Below are 14,925 nucleotides of genomic sequence, written 5' to 3'. Positions count from 1 at the left end.
AAGCCATGTTGATTTCCACTGAGAGCTGTTCCAGCTTGTCTACGAGAGTTGGCTCTGACTCACATTTGCTGCTGTTGGACGGCAAGCTTTTGCTGATTCAGTGGAGGATCAGCATATGCGCCATCGAATTCCGCGCGCGGGCCTGGCGCCCCGAGGCAACTGGACGGAGAGGCCCGCCATGAAGGTCGGGCGCGCGAGCGTGATGCCTGTGCTGACGCAAAGCCCGCACCACGACAATCAGATCACGTTCGCTGAGTGCTCGCTGATGGGTTTGCAATCGCCTCACGGGACTGCTGGGCCGCCAAGAAGAGGCGCTACGGCATTGAAAATGCGCATGGCGGGCAAGGAGCAAGCAATGCCCTGCGGATTGGAGGGCAGAACCTCGGCGTCGCCGCAATCGCCCGAAGGAATGTCGCTGTTGGTTTGTATGGCCACGGTCGTATCGGTTTGTGTATTGTAATAGACGACGGTGGTGTATCCCGGCAGTTCACCGGTATGTCCGACCCAGCCGTCGGTGCAACGCAACGCCAAGCCATAGTCTGCGGGCCCCTGGAAAGAGCGCAGCCGCTGTTCCTGCGATTTTGCGTCAAGAAGGCCGTGACCGGTTGCCAGAGCCCTGCCATAGGTGAGCAGGTCATCGACATCTGAAATGATTTCGCCAGCGGTCCAGAGCGATGCCGGATTCCAGTTGGTGGCGTCCAGCGGGGCTTCGGGGGTCGCGTCATAACCTTGCAGCGAGATACCGCGCGCGTAAGGTGCGGGGATTGCGGTCTGCCTGCCTGGCCAGATCGTGTTCTCCAGACCGAGCGGTTCGAAGATCATTGTGTTGAGTGCCGTCTCGACCGGTTGGCCGGTGACCTTCTCTATCACCATTCCAAGCAGGATCGTGTTGGTGTTGGAATAGTCATATTCAGAACCGGGTTCGAACAGGGGAGAGTTCTCGACAGCGTAGGCGACCAGATCCTCCGGTGAGAAAAACATGTTCGGGTCTTCAAGGTACAAGCTCACAAACCGCTCCGAGGCGGTGTAGCTGGCAATACCGCTCGTCATGTTTGCCAGCTGTCGCAGCGTGATTTCATCGCCGTTCGGAATGCCCGAGACATAGGCGCCAATCGTGTCATCCAGCGAAAGAAGGCCGTCTTCGGCCAGTTGCAGAATAACGGTTCCCGTGAAGGTCTTCGTGACCGAACCGATGCGTGTATGCATGCCCGGCGCCATCTGCGCGCCAGTGCGGGGATCGGCAATGCCAAAACCCTCAACCCATGAGCCTTCGGGCATGCGCACGCCGACAATCGCGCCGGGCGCTGCAGTCTGGTGCAGCGCCTTTGTCACGGCAGCGTCGAGCCTTGACGCAAGCGCTTCGGAGAGGCGCTTGGTACTTGCCGCCTGAGCAGCCGACATCGACAGGACGCGGTCGACATCCTGCACGCACGCATCTGCAGCGACGGCGGTTTCGATACCGCCAGAGGTTAGCAGAAGCAGTGCCAGGAGCGGCAGCCTTCTTCGTTTCAGAAGGTCGCATGAGACGGATGCTGGCATTTCAAGAATCCCTTTGATGATGTTGCGAGCGATTGTGCATGTCCGGCCCATGCTGCCTTACCGATCTAGAAGCGAAGGTCGAAACGCATGCTGAAATTGTGATCCTGCACCCCTTCGGCAAGCTGCCCGTCATAGCCAAGCGAAAGGCTGGCTTCGTTGCCGAGGTCGAAGGACAGGCCGACCCCGAGCAGGGCTGCGTCCCGGGCCGTCGGAACACCGGATATCCCGAAATCGCTGCCGCCGTTGAACGCCATCATCGAGGTTCCATTCAGATCGCCATATGCATGCTGCCAGCCGGCGTGTCCGGAAAGGCGCGCCGCCGTTTCGCCGAGCATGATGTCGCGGCTGGCGCGAAGACCAAGCGTCGTGGTCCAAAGATCCTGGGTTTGCGATGCCGCGTGGAGCGCCGCCATGCCACCGGTCTCGGAAAACCCGTCGGTCTTCAGGTTGACATAGGATGCCGCCGCGAAAGGCTGCAGATATCCGGCCTCGTCGCCGAACCGCCAGCCCGTTTCGGCAAAGGCCTGCAGCGTCCGGGCATCATAGTCGGCGTTCAGCTGTTCGCTCAGCCCGACAAAGGACACGGTCCGCCTGGTGGAGATTGCGTGGTGGCCGTAGGAGCCGCCGAAGCTGAGGCTGAACGGACCTGTCTGCATGCTGCCATACCCACCGACATAGTAGCTGTCGGTATCCGCTGAGGCCGTGAACCCCTTCTCGTCAATCGAGGCATTCGTGTAGCCTGCGGCAAGGCCGAACAGCCAGTCCTGACCGACACGGGCATCGCCGCCGAACAGGGCTCCGCCGCCGGAGGTGTCTACAGTATGGGCATTGCCATCGCCCTGATAGCGCCCGCGCCCGCCCAGAGCATCGAACCAGACCGATACCGGGTCGGTTGCCAGGGTTTCGCCGTTTGGCGCAGCGCCCTCAGCCCCGTCCGTGGCAAAGGCGGCATGGATGCGCGAGAGAATTGCCCTTTCGACCTGCCTCGGCTCGCCACGCAAAACGGTATTGGCAGAGGCATGGATTTCGCCGGACAGCGCATCGAATATTTCCGGCGCCTCATTTTCATAAAGCCCGAGGATCGTCCGATAGAGCGCCGTGTCGGGCGACAGGCTGTCCAAGCCTGCAGCCGTTGCCTTCTGGTTTGGCGTTCTTGCTTCGTCAACGAAATCGACATCGTTTCGCTGAAGCGTCAGATAGACGTTTCTGGCGTCATAGCCGAGATAGGAGTCGAGAAAGGCAAAATTGTCGCTCACGCTGCCGAAACCACCCGTGACGCCGCCTTCGGCCGTCACCACGGTATAGACATTGATTGGATCATAGCCGGCGCCGGTATCGCCGGACCCCGCCAGGACGACGAGATCGGCGCCCTTGTCTATCGTTGCCGCGCCCGCGACCTTGATCAGGTCGTTGTTGGTTCCCGCTTCTGTGCCCGCGTCATTGACCTCGACCTGGTAGACCGCGCCGGCGCCAAGGCCAAGATCGCCGGCGACATGCATTGTCCCGATGGAATTGCCCGGCGCGACCATGCCGGAAACCACCGTATCCCCGACCGTTCCGGAGCCGGCAAGCATGGCGGCGGAGGCGACATTGACCGCGCCGATAACGCCATTGACCACGAGCTTGCCGCCGAACACGTCCGTGCCTCCGGTATAGCTGCTGTTGCCGGTGAGAATGGTTGTGCCGGAATAGACTTCGACGCCCCCTGCGCCTGTGATAGCAGGCGCAAAGGTGTAGTCCGGGTTGGTATGGTTGAAGACGATCTTGCCGCTGCGCGTGCCGAAGTCGATCAGCGTGGTGTCGACAACGCCCGCCGAGACAGCCGTCTCGCCTGCCGCGGCACCAATGTTCAGCCTTCCCTGTGTCCCGATGGTGAACGCGTCCGTGGCGCGAACCGTGCCGCCATCGGCTACCGTCAGAACCCCGGTGGCGCCTGCATTTCCGACTTTCATCGTGCCTGTCGTCCAGAGCGAGCCGGTTCCGCTGACCGTCGCCATGCCTCTCGTCCATGCGGACTGCCCGAGCGTGGCCGTTCCGCTGGTAACGGCGCCGCCATTTTCGACCGCAAGCCTGCTGCCGGCAATCGACCCGATGGCCAGCGATCGGCCAGCGCCGGTGGAGAGCCGCGATCCGCTTCCGATCACCAGGACCTCGCCGGTGGGCAATGACAGCGATGCGGTGCCGACAGCAATCTTGCCCGAGGCGTTGACGCCGCCGCCGTCGCTGATCACCAGCGCGCCGGCCCCAAGGCGACCGACATTAAGATCGCCGCTCAGCGTCCACAAAGCCGCCGCGCCGTTGACTTCGACGCGGCCATCCTCGCCGGCGACGGTTCCGATGAAGCCGGAACCGCTTGCAAGCACATTGTTTATCTCAAGCGTGCCGGAGCCAACGCGCACCTCGCCGCTATAGGCGCTGGTCGCCCCTGTCAGCCGAAGCCGTGCGGGTCCGAAGAACGCCAGCGTGCCGGAGCCGGCGAAGCTGCCGCCAAACACCGTATCGGCATTCTGGCTGACCGACAGCCTGGCTGTTCCGAGGTCGACTGTGCCACCAGTTCCCGAAAGCCCATGCATCATCAGATCATTGTCGTTGAGGTCGAGCACGCCGCCATTGACCGTGTAGACCCCGCCTTGTGCGAAGGCGAGCAGCGAGCCAGCCCGCAGAACGCCGCCCTCGACCGTGGTTTCGCCGGTATAGATGTTATTGCCGAACAGCGTGGTCGTGCCGGAATAGGCTTCGATGCCGCCTGCGCCCTTGAGATCGGGGAAAAACGTGTAATCCGTGTCGGTGTGATTGAAGACGATGCTGCCGTCACCCGCGCCGAAGACGATTGCACCGGTCTGAAGCGCGCCGGCAGCCGTGGCTGTCTCTCCCGCCGCGGCCCCGATATTGAGGGCGCCGCTAGAACCGCCTGCCGCAGCGATCTCAACGCGATCGTTTGCGATGACGGTTGCGCTATCAGCCAATGTCAGAACGCCGCTTCCGCGATCGCCGACGACCAGCACGCCGCCGGCGCTTGTCCACGTCGTGCCCGCACCGGAAACAATGGCCGAGCCCGAACCGCCTGCAACAGCCCCGATGACGCCGCTTGCCGCCTCTGCCATTCCGCCGCCCGACAGGATCAGCATACCGGTGCCCTTGCTACCCACGGTCAATGCACCGGTGAGCGCCAGTCTGGAGCCGGAACCGGACAAATTTACTGTCCCCTGCGCAATATCGTTTGCGCCGAGAACCATGTCCTTTCCGCTCATCGCACCGCTGTCCGTGATGGCCAGCACGCCTTCGGCGTTCCAGCCCACGCGCGAAATAACGAAGTCATGCCAGAGCGATCCGGCGCCGGTAATCGTTGCCGTGCCGTATTCATTGGTGCCGATATTGGCGATGGGAGCGGTTACGGTGCCCCCTCTGGAAATCGTCAGCGAGGCTGGGGCCTTCACCCCCACCGAAACAAAGTCAGGCTCTGAAATAGCTGTCCCGTACTCCCCGCCATCGATACCATCGACGGTAACATCTTTATCGATCCAGAGGCCGGCGAGCGCCGGTCCCGAAAGTGCGAGAAAAGCGGTGGAAGCCAGCAATGCCAATTTGGGAGCTGCTTGGAACGCACGTGTGGCCGCTTTCATTGGGCGCTTGTGGAGACGCACTGATGTGCAAACTGTCGTCGTCTTTTGGCCTTGCCGCATGGTTGTTCCCCTAAAATCATCTTCTGGAACCATGCTCTCGAAGCGGCTTCGACAATCGGGAAACCGTGCCGACCTGCTTACGAAGTAAAGCTCCGTCGGCGCTTATTGGTCAGCAACCCAATGATTGGAATCCCCTGATCAGGGGTTTTGACGCGAAGGTCCGCAGGCCATAGACGGTTTCGCATCGGGCATTTGACGCCACAGCTTTATCGCTGCGTTGACGACCGCGAGATATCGCACGCATCGGGGACAAAAGGCTCGGGCTATATCAATCCGGCAGGTTACTGCTGCTGCGCTTCAAACGAATGAGTATGAACATGGGTGTTTCATGATGACCTCAACCACAGTCGGCTCCTGTTTGTGTGGTGACGTCAGGTTTGAAATCTCAGGCGAGCTTGAGAATTTCTTTCTGTGTCACTGCAAGCGCTGTCGAAAGGACACAGGGTCGGCCCATTCGGCCAATCTGTTTTCGTCGACAGCGAAACTATCATGGATTTCCGGCCTTGAGAACGTCCAGACCTACAAGGTGCCTGGGACCCGGCACGAAAAAAGCTTCTGCAACAAATGCGGATCAGCACTTCCAAGCGTCCAGTTGGAGGGGACTTTGGTCGTCGTCCCAGCCGGGAGCCTTGATAACGCGATTGAGATCCGGCCGAGTGCTCATATCTGCTTTGCAAGCCGAGCGGAGTGGGAGGCGCGTTTGGAAGACATCCAGAAATTCAACGGTCTCCCAGGCTAGGTTCAGTACCGAAAGACGGTCTCCGGACAGTCCGGAAGGCGCACCCAATCCTGTCGTTCATGGCGCGATCTGTCGGTCTCGGAAGCCGACATACCGCCGACTTGATGCCTTGCCGCGGCCGATCAGGTCAGATCGACAACCGGTTTGTAGCCGGATATGCCGGCCCGCTGGGCGTCGACGGCGGGCTGGAACGCCTCAAGGCCCCGGCCAACCACTTTGGGGGCGGGGGCTGCGATGTATTTCTCCTCAGCCAGTGCGGCGGGCAGGAAATCCTGATAGATCATCGGTCCGACCGCGTCCTCGCGCAGGCTCGTGCCGGCGATGGCGGCGGCTTCGATCGTTTCGGGTGGCGCGGACTCAAGCGGAAGGGTCACGGTCACAAGCCGGCGGCCTTCGCTGCGACGCATTACGGCATAGGTGTCTGCAAGGTTGCCGGTGGCATGGAACGCGCCGACCAGCTTCTTGCCCTCCAGCGCGGCTACGAGCTTTTCAACCACGTTGTCATCGCCGTGATCGAACACCTCCGCGGCGCCGAGCTTTCGAACCAGGTCGTGGTTGCGGGGCGAAGCCGTGGCAATCACCGCGTAGCCCGAGGCGATCGCAAGCTGCACCGCATTGCAGCCGACGCTCGACGATGCGCCCCAGACAAGCAGCGTCTCGCGGCTAGGTGTCGGGTCGAGCGAAGGAGGACGCAGCCCAAGATTTTGCGGTTGGTAGAGCCCGCAGGCCGCCGTGCCGATGCCGAGCGGCAGGACCGCGGCGGTCGTCGCCGCCATCGTGTCCGGAATGGGCGCGGCCATGTGGGCGAGCATCACGGTATGCTCCTGGAAAGCGCCTTGCGACGGGCGGTTGACGGTCGTGCCGACGGCCTGACCGAGCACGCGATCGCCAACGAAAAAGCGCGCCACGCCTTCGCCCACGGCAACCACCGTGCCGGCGACGTCGCTTCCGGCGATCACCGGATAGTCGAGCCAGGGCAGCACCGCCGCGTCCTGGAGAAGATAGTCCAGCGGATTGATCGCGACCGCCTCGTTTCGCACGAGTATCTCGCCCGGCGCGAGCGCCGGCACCTCTGCCGTCTCGATGCGAAGCGGTTCGCCCGGTTGACGCTGCCAAGCTGCCAGATTGTCCATGATTCTCTGCCTTTCCTAAGCCTGTATCCAGTTCGGCTCGTTCGCCGATGTGTCGCCTGAAGATACGGAGCGATCGGTTGTTCACAAGATGGAACAATGGCAATGTGCTGTTGCAGCAGGAGCAATAATGTGAACGGCAAAGAATATCAGGAACTGATGGTTTTCATGGCGATTGCGCGCGAACTGAGCTTTCGCGGCGCGGCCCGCCGCCTTGGCATGACACCCTCGGCGGTGAGCCGGGCGACGGCGCAGCTTGAGGCCCGGCTTGGCGTACGCCTTCTCAACCGCACGACCCGAAGCGTCGCCCTGACGCCTGCGGGAGAGGCGCTGTCCGCCCGGCTGCCGGCGCTCGTTACCGCGATGGACACCGCCGTGGAGAACGTGGTGGCGCTTAGCGAGACGCCGAGCGGCGTGGTGCGGCTCAACCTGCCGCGGGTGGCGGCGGAACTACTGCTCGCGCCGCTTATCGCCCCCTTTGCCGAGGCCTTTCCCGCCATCAAGCTGGATCTCTCGATCGATGACAGGCTGAGCGATATCGTCGCCAAGTGCAATGACGCCGGAATCCGGAGCGGCGGGCGTCTCGCGCTGGATATGGCGGCCGTCCGCCTGACCCCGGACTTTCCGCTGCAGTCGTCGGATCGCCCGACTATTTCAGCGCCCGTGCGCGTCCCGAACATCCGCGCGACCTGTTGCAGCATGCCCGCCTGAACTATCGCTGGCAGCAGACGCAAGACGTCTATCGATGGCGTTTCGAGGAGGATGGGCGCGCCCTCGATGTCGCGGTCGAGGCCGGACTGACGGTCGACGACACCGGCATTCTGCGCGAGGCGGTGCTTTGCGGCATGGGTCTCGCCTGCCTGCCCGACAGGCTCGTCGCGCCGCTGGTGGAGGCGGGCCGCCTCGTGCGGGTGCTTGAGGAATTCTGCCCCGCCCAACCCGGCTTTTTTCTGTACTACCCTCTGAACGGGCACCCATCGGCCGCACTCAAGGCCTTTATCGGCTTCGTCAGAGCCGCCGGCGTGCGCCAATAACGCGGGCTGTGGCCGAACCCGGTGCTAGTTTTCTGTAACAACGGGTGACCGTCGCTAGACGTTTTCGACATAGCGCGCGAGCTCTTCGGGCGCGCCTTCCGGAAAAGCCGCTCGCAGATGATCGAGAAAGGCGGAGACGCGGGCGCTCAGAAGCCGGCGGCTGGGATAGAGCGCGACCGCCCAAACTCGCTACAATAGCCGAAGGGGTGTCCGGATCGATCATTGCCAACGTCCCTTTAAGCGCGTGGCAAATCTTTGACCGATCAGCAGGTGAGCCTTTGCCTCCGGATGCAATTGATCCGGCAGGGGCAACATGGAATGATCGTGCTCCCCATAAAGCGCGAGACCATCCAGATAGTGGATATTCCGGTCGCTCATGCGACGCTGTTCCACAATGGCTTTCAGATGCTCCCGAATGACGGACAAGGTCAGTTTCCCGGCATTTACGTCATCGGGGCGACCCGTTGCCTCAAATCTGATCTCCCCCTTTTGCAGCGCTTTCAGATCGAATGTGCCAGGACCAGGGGTGTTTTCGTGTATGGGGCAGCATATCGGAGAGATGACAAGAAGCGGCGTTTCCGGATGACCGTCGCGTATCGTATCCAGAAAGCCATGAACCGCGGGCACGAAAGCTCTCAGACGCATCAGATCCGCATTGACGAGATTGATGCCGATCTTGACGCTGACAAGATCGGCGGATGTATCTCTCATTGCGCGCGCAACGAAGGGGTCGAGCAGGGCATTGCCGCCGAAGCCCAGATTGACGAGATCGAAATTTTCCATACGCGAAGCAACCACCGGCCAGATCCCGGTCGGAGAAGCCGCGTTCGAACCCTGGCTGATCGAGCTGCCATGGTGGAGCCAGACCGGCTGACCGGCGTCGGTATCCGGCTTGATGGGAGCATCCGATCGCATGGTCGCGAGTTCCACGATCTCATTATGGGGAAGCCAGATCTCGAACAGCTTTTCGCCGTCGGGCAGGTTTGCAAAGGGCAATGTTTCCGCAATTCCCGGCTCGCGACGCGTTATGCCGGTGGAAAGGTCTGTGCGCAAAAGCGTGGCGCTCTCCGCCGATTGCTGTGATTGCAATTGCCCGTCGATGCAAAGGTCAAACACGCCTTTCGGTCGGGGCGGCACCCCGACAAGCTCCCTTCGGGTCGGAAGAACATCGAGCTCGATCGCGGTTGCGCTGCTGCGAAACCGCAGGCGGACACCGGAGGTTTCGGCTTCGACGAATCCAAGCTGAGGGTCTGGATATTGGGCGCGCGCCCATGCCGGCAGGCGGTGCGGGAGCAGGCCGAACTCCGTCTCCTCCAGGTCCATGAAGCCCTTGAGCAGGGATGCGGTGATGGGGGTGGTGACTGCGAGATTTTTCATTTGTTTTGCCGGGTATTGCTTGAAATTCTATTGTTCAGTCTTTGCTCCAGCTTCGAATGAAAGCGTCGATAGCATCTATGCCGCGCTCCCACGGAAGCTCAGGCGGAGGTGGTCTGTGTGCAAAGCTTCCTGCCGTTTCGAGCAGGGAGAAGCCCAGCACGAACGAACCGAAAAGGCGGATGGCGTGGACGCTCTCATCCTCCGGCAGGCCGTAGCCGCGAAGCATTGCGAGGCTCACCCTGGCCAAGCGCGTGCCGCCGTTTCCGGGAGCGCTTTTGGGATCAAGCGGATAGCGGGTAGCGTGAAACAAGCCCGGATGCTGGCACGCAAATTCACGATGCACATTTGCCAGTGCCTGCAATGCATCTTTCCCGGACCGTCCCGCGACGGCATCTTCCGCCCGCTCCGCCCGCTGTTCCAGCGTCCGCAATGCCACACCCTTTTTCAAATCTTCGGAATTGGCAACGTGACCGTAAAGGCTCGGCAAGCGAACCTGAAAATGCTGGGCCACAGCTGTGAGTGCGTGCTGACAACCGTGCGGGTGATCAGGCTACTTGCCTCGTGCCTGCGCAGGCATTGCGTGAGCGCTTTCTGACTCACCCCTTTATTGAGGCGCTTGAGCGCATTGAAACGCGCGGACCCATTGCACAGGGCATTCAGAACCAGCAGGCTCCATTTGCCGGTCAGTTCGTCAAGGGCGGATCGGATATGTTCCAGCTCTTCGGACGATTGGACGGGCATGTGGGATACTCCGGGTTACCTGGTCGCTTTCAGGTGCGTAATTGATTTCAGGTATATCCTGTATACCTTGATGCGACCACCATCAAGGAGAGCCCAGATGCCAAGCGACATGTACAAGCACGATCAGACGCAGACCAAGGAAACCGTGCTCGTCTTCGGCGCCACCGGCAAACAGGGCGGAGCGGTCGCCGCGGCGTTGCGCGCCAAAGGCTGGGCTGTCCGCGCCCTCGTCCGCAATACCGCGCGCGAAGAGGTCAAACGTCTTGGCGCGGCCGGAATTGCCATATTCGAGGGCGCGTTCGCGGACATGGCCTCGGTCGAGAACGCCATGGAAGGGGTCGATGCGGTCTTCAGCGTGCAGCCCAATTCGGGAAGCGCGGGATCGGGCATCACCGACGCCGAGGAAGTGCGCATCGGCAAAAGCATTGCCGACATTGCGATGCGCAGCGGGGTCAGGCATCTGGTATACAGCTCGGCGGGCATCATCAGCAGGGGCCGGACCGGCCTGCCCAACCTCGACACCAAGATCGAGATCGAGGAGCATATCCGCAGCCTGGACCTGCCGAGCACGATCCTACGGCCCGCCACCTTCACCGACCTCTTCACGCTACCCGGTTTCGGGCTCGATCAGGGGACGTTCTCATTCTTCGTGCATCCGGATCAGCCCTTTCAGGCCATAGCTGTCGATGATATCGGCAAGATCGGCGCGCAGATCATCGAACATCCAAGGGCGTACGCCGGTCGAACGATCGAGATCGCCGGCGATGAACTGACCGGATTGGAGCTGGCAGACGCCCTGAGCCATGCGGCCGAGCGCAAGATTACCTACCACCGCTTCCCCGATGCAGTGCTGAACGGCAATGAATTCCTGCGGCGCAACGCAAAACTGTTCGAGGAAGGCCGGGCGGCCGGGAACGCGGATATTGCCGCCCTGAAGAAGGAATTCGGGCCGCTTTGGAGCGTGTGGGATTGGCTGGCAGGTCCCGGCAAGGCAGCGCTGCAAGCCGCGCTCGCAAGCGGTGAAGGGCCTCTATCGCTCAGATAAAGCGGCGCCGCGCGAATTGGCGCGACGCCATTGTGAATTCTCGGGCGCCATGCTCTACGGCAGCGGATCGCCCGAGTGTCGCATCAGTCGTAATCGGCTGACCGGGCGATTTCCTGCTGCAACTGATCGACCTTTGCGTCGGCCCACTGCCGGGCGTCGTCGCCGAACACGAACCGCGCCGGCGTTTCGTCCTGCGCGGCAAGCGCTACGATCAGGCTTCGCGCATGATCCTTGCGAAGCCTTCGAAAGCGCGAAGGAACATCCGGTCATCGAAGCCTTTGTACGGCTTTTCAAGGACCGCGGCGGCGATCATGAGCGACAACGGTTTGCCTTTTGCCAGTCCCAATGGTCGATACAACCTGTCAAAGCTCTCGGTCTTCTGGCTCAGGCTCAGGCTCGGTATCGCCATTGAGCGCATCAAGCCGGGCAACCCGCAGCAGAACGGACGCCACGAGCGCATGCACCGGACCCTGAAGCAGGAGACGGCCCGCCCGCCCGGCATGAACGCCCTCCAGCAGCAGGCCAGGTTCGACGACTTCATCAGCGAATTCAATGAAGAACGGCCCCACGAGGCGCTCCACATGAGGACCCCGACCGAACTCTATGCGCCTTCCTCAATACCTTATGAGGGCCTGCCGGATGTGGAATACCCCTTCCACGACCGCGACATCATCGTCACGGCATGCGGTCGTATCTGCATGGCGCGGAAGAAGATCAATATCTCGACCGTGCTCGCCGGTCAGAAACTCGGCATCAAGGAGGTCGACGATGGCATTTGGCTGATCAGCTTCATGCGCTATGATCTCGGACATGTCGATTGGAACAGAGAACAATGCAGACCATCGATAACCCGTTCGGCACCGGGTTGTCACCCATGTCTTAGGTACATTCTGTTACCTATGTCTTCGGGCTGCACACAAATTCAAGGGTGGTGGGCCTGGAGGGACTCGAACCCCCAACCAAGCGGTTATGAGCCGCCGGCTCTAACCATTGAGCTACAGGCCCCCTGTCCGAAGCCGAGATGGGCTGGAACGGGCCGCGCTGGCAATGGCTCCTTGCGCGGACCCTCCGACTACTCCAAATTCATGGGCATCGCAAGTTCCCGCCGCATTGGCTTCACAATTGCCGGCCAAGAGGAAGGGACATCATTTCAAGGAGGGATATCCATGGCCAAATTACCCGTTCGTCTCGCTGCTGCGGGCCTGCTTTTCGCGCTCCCGCTTGCCGGCACGGCAGCGCTTGCAGACGGCGCCGAGCCGCCGGCCGTCATCAGTGTTTCGGCCGATGGCGATGCCACTCTGGTGCCGGACATGGCCACCGTCTCGCTTTCGGTCGTCAGCCAGGCCGATGATACGGCGACTGCGCTTTCGGACAATTCGGCCGCCATGCAAAAGGTCATCGACGCCCTCAAGCAGAACGGCATCGCCGACAAGGACGTCCAGACCAGCAATTTCTCGGTGAGCCCGCGCTATCAGCAGGTCAAGGCCGATGACGGAACGATGACCAGCGAGATCGTCGGCTACGAGGTCCAGAACGGCCTCAATGTCCGGGTGCGCGATCTTTCGAAGCTCTCTGCTGTGCTCGATCAGGCAGTCAAGCTCGGTGTCAATTCCGGCGGCGGGATATCATTCTCCAACAGCGATCCTTCCGCGGCGGAAGACGAGGCCCGGCGCGAGGCCGTCGCCAATGCGCTGGCCAAGGCCGAAACGCTGGCCGAGGCCGCCGGGGTCACGCTCGGCAAGGTGATGTCGATCTCCGAGCAGAGCTCGATGCCGCAGCCAATGATGATGCGCGCCGACGTGATGATGGCAAAAGCCGAGGGCGCCCCGCCGATCGCGGCCGGCGAAAACACCTACAACATCACCGTCAACATGACGCTGGCGATCGAGCAGTAAGGCGGCTTGTCCTGTCCGGTTGTTTCCTGTCGGGCAGGGCACGACGACGTGTTTTGCGCAGAGACGTCGCCTCTGGCCTTCCTGTTTGCGCTTTATACCATCAGAACGGCTTTTCGCAGGCCTATGTCGAATGGCGGTGGGTTCCCGCTTCGGAAGATGACACGAAAAATCTACGCCCGGAAATCAAGAAGGCGCAGGCTTCAGTACTCCGCGCTCCAGCGCGTCTACGTAAGTTCGGGCGACCTCCGCAAGGTGAGCAAGCTCCTCCTGTGACAGCCCCTTTTTCTTTCGGGCTCGCCTTAGAGTCTGTTCAAGAAAGCGGATATCAAGCGAGCCGCCTTGTTATGAGCTTGATCATAGCGATCTGAATGAAGGCGAGGCTTGTTGCTGAGAAGCGCTCGAAATCCTTTGCCAAACGGCGGTTTATCCCGAGCCACGCCAACGTTCGTTCGACAATCCAGCGCTTCGGCAGAAGCTGAAAGCCTGCTTGATTGCGCTTGACGATCTCCATCGGTCTCGGGCTTGTCTCTTCGACCCTTTGGCCTTGATCGCCGCCGTCACCGCAGATTTTTTCGGTGAAGTGAAAGCGGTTGGAGATTTTGTCGAAAACCAGCGCTGCTCCGTCGCGATCCTGAATGCCTGTCGAGGGGCTGCAATGGGCTCGGTTTATAGAAAAATTATTGCACTGAAGAAAAACAATCTAAGGTGGTGAACAAGAGAGGCAATGTAAGATTGTTTCCTGAAAATTTCCGCCGCGAGATACGTCTCGATGTGGAACCAGAGATGCAGGGCAATCGGCGGCCAATGTTTTTTGTGGGAGTTCCCATCAACTTCGACGACGGCCAGAGCCTTGTCGGCCGGCTTGGGCTGGGGCTGGAAAAGCTGAGCCAGTGGCAGGATGCGGCCGGCAAGACGCGCGCGGCAAGGCTCTACGGCACGGCCAGCATCAACCACGATTTCCTCGGCGATACCACTGCGGTGCTCGACGCCATCTACGACCTCGACTCCTCGCCGGACGCATGGTCCGGCGAGATCGCCTTCGGCGGCTCGTATGACTTCGCCACCGGCAAGACCCGCATCGGCCTCTACGCCGAACTCACCGCCACAACCGGCTTCGACACCGGCTCCTACGGCTATTGAACCGCACCGGGTTTGCCGGAGGCTCCAACTCTTGAGTAAGATGGAGCATTATGAGCAAAACAACGAACAAGTATTCCCCTGAAGTCCGTGAGCGGGCGGTGCGGATGGTTCTCGACAATGCCGGTCAGCATGGATCGCGCTGGCAGGCTGTTGTCTCGATTGCCGCGAAGATCGGCTGTTCAGCGAATACGTTGCATGAATGGGTCAAAAAGGCCGAGGTCGACAGCGGCCAACGTGCCGGCATCCCGAGTGATATGGCTGAGCGAATGAAGGCGCTGGAACGGGAGAACCGCGAACTGCGCCAGGCGAATGAGATCCTGCGCAAGGCGTCAGCGTATTTTGCGATGGCGGAGCTCGACCGCCGGTCGAAGTAATGGTCGCGTTTATCGACGAACAGCGTGGGAGCCATGGGGTCGAGCCGATCTGCAAGACATTGCCGATCGCCCCATCCACCTATTACGCCCATCTGGCCAAGCGGGCCGATCCGACCTTGTTGTCGGATCGCGCCCGGCGCGATGCCGGGCTGAAGCCCCAGATCCAACGTGTGTTCGAAGAGAACTGGGAGGTCTATGGGGCGCGCAAGATCTGGCGGCAACTGGGCC

At 61.1% G+C, this 14,925-nt stretch carries 15 protein-coding genes, 1 tRNA gene, 3 pseudogenes and 1 other annotated feature; of the genes and pseudogenes, 9 read left to right on the top strand and 10 right to left on the bottom strand.

The features are described 5' to 3' along the window. Positions 1 to 282: 282 nt before the first annotated feature. Together V6767_RS10515 and V6767_RS10510 are read right to left on the bottom strand one after the other, a co-directional pair. Positions 283 to 1,590: a serine hydrolase domain-containing protein gene (locus tag V6767_RS10515; protein ID WP_448473444.1), complete on the bottom strand. Its 1,308-nt coding sequence runs from the start codon at positions 1,588 to 1,590 to the stop codon at positions 283 to 285. Between the two features lie 14 nt (positions 1,591 to 1,604). Next, a complete protein-coding gene (locus V6767_RS10510; protein WP_448473443.1) occupies positions 1,605 to 5,123 on the bottom strand; it encodes an autotransporter domain-containing protein in 3,519 nt (1,172 codons plus the stop codon). A gap of 427 nt (positions 5,124 to 5,550) precedes the next feature. Between V6767_RS10510 and V6767_RS10505 the strand changes: the two genes are divergently transcribed. Further along, positions 5,551 to 5,961: a GFA family protein gene (locus V6767_RS10505; protein ID WP_448473442.1), complete on the top strand. Its 411-nt coding sequence runs from the start codon at positions 5,551 to 5,553 to the stop codon at positions 5,959 to 5,961. Positions 5,962 to 6,083: 122 nt separating this feature from the next. On the opposite strand, the gene V6767_RS10500 is transcribed toward V6767_RS10505, so the two are convergent. Next, complete coding sequence (locus V6767_RS10500) at positions 6,084 to 7,094, bottom strand: zinc-binding alcohol dehydrogenase family protein (protein WP_448473441.1); 1,011 nt, start codon at positions 7,092 to 7,094, stop codon at positions 6,084 to 6,086. A gap of 129 nt (positions 7,095 to 7,223) precedes the next feature. On the opposite strand from V6767_RS10500, the gene V6767_RS10495 reads away from it, so the two are divergent. Both V6767_RS10495 and V6767_RS10490 read left to right on the top strand, forming a co-directional pair. Continuing rightward, entirely contained in the window at positions 7,224 to 7,802 is a 579-nt protein-coding gene (locus tag V6767_RS10495; protein ID WP_448473440.1) for a LysR family transcriptional regulator, read from the top strand. After that, entirely contained in the window at positions 7,781 to 8,125 is a 345-nt protein-coding gene (locus V6767_RS10490) for a LysR substrate-binding domain-containing protein (protein ID WP_448473575.1), read from the top strand. The genes V6767_RS10495 and V6767_RS10490 overlap by 22 nt, the downstream gene beginning before the upstream one ends. 54 nt (positions 8,126 to 8,179) lie before the next feature. Here the strand turns inward: V6767_RS10490 and V6767_RS10485 are convergent. The 4 genes and pseudogenes from V6767_RS10485 to V6767_RS10470 all read right to left on the bottom strand — a co-directional run. Then, positions 8,180 to 8,299, bottom strand: a pseudogene (locus tag V6767_RS10485) (LysR family transcriptional regulator); the annotation flags it as partial. Positions 8,300 to 8,344: 45 nt separating this feature from the next. Then, positions 8,345 to 9,502: an SGNH/GDSL hydrolase family protein gene (locus V6767_RS10480; protein WP_448473439.1), complete on the bottom strand. Its 1,158-nt coding sequence runs from the start codon at positions 9,500 to 9,502 to the stop codon at positions 8,345 to 8,347. A gap of 34 nt (positions 9,503 to 9,536) precedes the next feature. Continuing rightward, positions 9,537 to 9,863, bottom strand: a complete 327-nt coding sequence (locus tag V6767_RS10475) for a TetR-like C-terminal domain-containing protein (protein ID WP_448473438.1) — start codon at positions 9,861 to 9,863, stop codon at positions 9,537 to 9,539. Positions 9,864 to 9,946: 83 nt separating this feature from the next. Continuing rightward, a complete protein-coding gene (locus V6767_RS10470; RefSeq protein ID WP_448473437.1) occupies positions 9,947 to 10,243 on the bottom strand; it encodes a winged helix-turn-helix transcriptional regulator in 297 nt (98 codons plus the stop codon). On the opposite strand from V6767_RS10470, the gene V6767_RS10465 reads away from it, so the two are divergent. After that, positions 10,242 to 11,288, top strand: a complete 1,047-nt coding sequence (locus tag V6767_RS10465) for an NmrA/HSCARG family protein (protein WP_448473436.1) — start codon at positions 10,242 to 10,244, stop codon at positions 11,286 to 11,288. The two genes, V6767_RS10470 and V6767_RS10465, sit on opposite strands and share 2 nt — an antisense overlap. Positions 11,289 to 11,520: 232 nt before the next feature. Beyond that, a pseudogene (locus V6767_RS10460) lies at positions 11,521 to 12,171 on the top strand (integrase core domain-containing protein); the annotation flags it as partial. A 46-nt stretch (positions 12,172 to 12,217) separates the two neighbouring features. Here the strand turns inward: V6767_RS10460 and V6767_RS10455 are convergent. Further along, positions 12,218 to 12,293: transfer RNA gene (locus V6767_RS10455), tRNA-Ile, on the bottom strand. A 161-nt stretch (positions 12,294 to 12,454) separates the two neighbouring features. On the opposite strand from V6767_RS10455, the gene V6767_RS10450 reads away from it, so the two are divergent. Beyond that, positions 12,455 to 13,183, top strand: a complete 729-nt coding sequence (locus tag V6767_RS10450) for an SIMPL domain-containing protein (RefSeq protein ID WP_448473435.1) — start codon at positions 12,455 to 12,457, stop codon at positions 13,181 to 13,183. 183 nt (positions 13,184 to 13,366) lie between these two features. On the opposite strand, the gene V6767_RS10445 is transcribed toward V6767_RS10450, so the two are convergent. Next, entirely contained in the window at positions 13,367 to 13,507 is a 141-nt protein-coding gene (locus V6767_RS10445; RefSeq protein ID WP_448473574.1) for a helix-turn-helix transcriptional regulator, read from the bottom strand. Position 13,508: 1 nt separating this feature from the next. Further along, a complete protein-coding gene (locus V6767_RS10440) occupies positions 13,509 to 13,694 on the bottom strand; it encodes a hypothetical protein (RefSeq protein ID WP_448473434.1) in 186 nt (61 codons plus the stop codon). Between the two features lie 33 nt (positions 13,695 to 13,727). Between V6767_RS10440 and V6767_RS10435 the strand changes: the two genes are divergently transcribed. The 3 genes and pseudogenes from V6767_RS10435 to V6767_RS10425 form a co-directional block, all read left to right on the top strand. Next, the gene (locus V6767_RS10435; protein ID WP_448473433.1) at positions 13,728 to 13,895 is read left to right on the top strand and encodes a hypothetical protein; all 168 of its coding nucleotides are present in this window, start codon (positions 13,728 to 13,730) and stop codon (positions 13,893 to 13,895) included. Between the two features lie 92 nt (positions 13,896 to 13,987). Further along, entirely contained in the window at positions 13,988 to 14,323 is a 336-nt protein-coding gene (locus V6767_RS10430; RefSeq protein WP_448473432.1) for an autotransporter outer membrane beta-barrel domain-containing protein, read from the top strand. 50 nt (positions 14,324 to 14,373) lie between these two features. Continuing rightward, a pseudogene (locus V6767_RS10425) lies at positions 14,374 to 14,925 on the top strand (transposase); the annotation flags it as partial. After that, positions 14,655 to 14,771, top strand: a sequence feature (AL1L pseudoknot). It overlaps the preceding pseudogene by 117 nt.

It is taken from the genome of Martelella sp. FLE1502 (assembly GCF_053484255.1).
Note: the sequence above shows the minus strand (reverse complement) of the source record. Positions and strands in the feature narration are given on the sequence as shown.

What these genes read in the sequence shown, in the direction of transcription:
- V6767_RS10515 (WP_448473444.1), bottom strand. Translation starts at nt 1,590, where the DNA reads ATGGGCCGGACATGCACAATCGCTCGCAACATCATCAAAGGGATTCTT.
- V6767_RS10505 (WP_448473442.1), top strand. Translation starts at nt 5,551, where the DNA reads ATGATGACCTCAACCACAGTCGGCTCCTGTTTGTGTGGTGACGTCAGG.
- V6767_RS10500 (WP_448473441.1), bottom strand. Translation starts at nt 7,094, where the DNA reads ATGGACAATCTGGCAGCTTGGCAGCGTCAACCGGGCGAACCGCTTCGC.
- V6767_RS10480 (WP_448473439.1), bottom strand. Translation starts at nt 9,502, where the DNA reads ATGAAAAATCTCGCAGTCACCACCCCCATCACCGCATCCCTGCTCAAG.
- V6767_RS10465 (WP_448473436.1), top strand. Translation starts at nt 10,242, where the DNA reads ATGTGGGATACTCCGGGTTACCTGGTCGCTTTCAGGTGCGTAATTGAT.
- V6767_RS10470 (WP_448473437.1), bottom strand. Translation starts at nt 10,243, where the DNA reads ATGCCCGTCCAATCGTCCGAAGAGCTGGAACATATCCGATCCGCCCTT.
- V6767_RS10450 (WP_448473435.1), top strand. Translation starts at nt 12,455, where the DNA reads ATGGCCAAATTACCCGTTCGTCTCGCTGCTGCGGGCCTGCTTTTCGCG.
- V6767_RS10440 (WP_448473434.1), bottom strand. Translation starts at nt 13,694, where the DNA reads ATGGAGATCGTCAAGCGCAATCAAGCAGGCTTTCAGCTTCTGCCGAAG.
- V6767_RS10430 (WP_448473432.1), top strand. Translation starts at nt 13,988, where the DNA reads ATGTTTTTTGTGGGAGTTCCCATCAACTTCGACGACGGCCAGAGCCTT.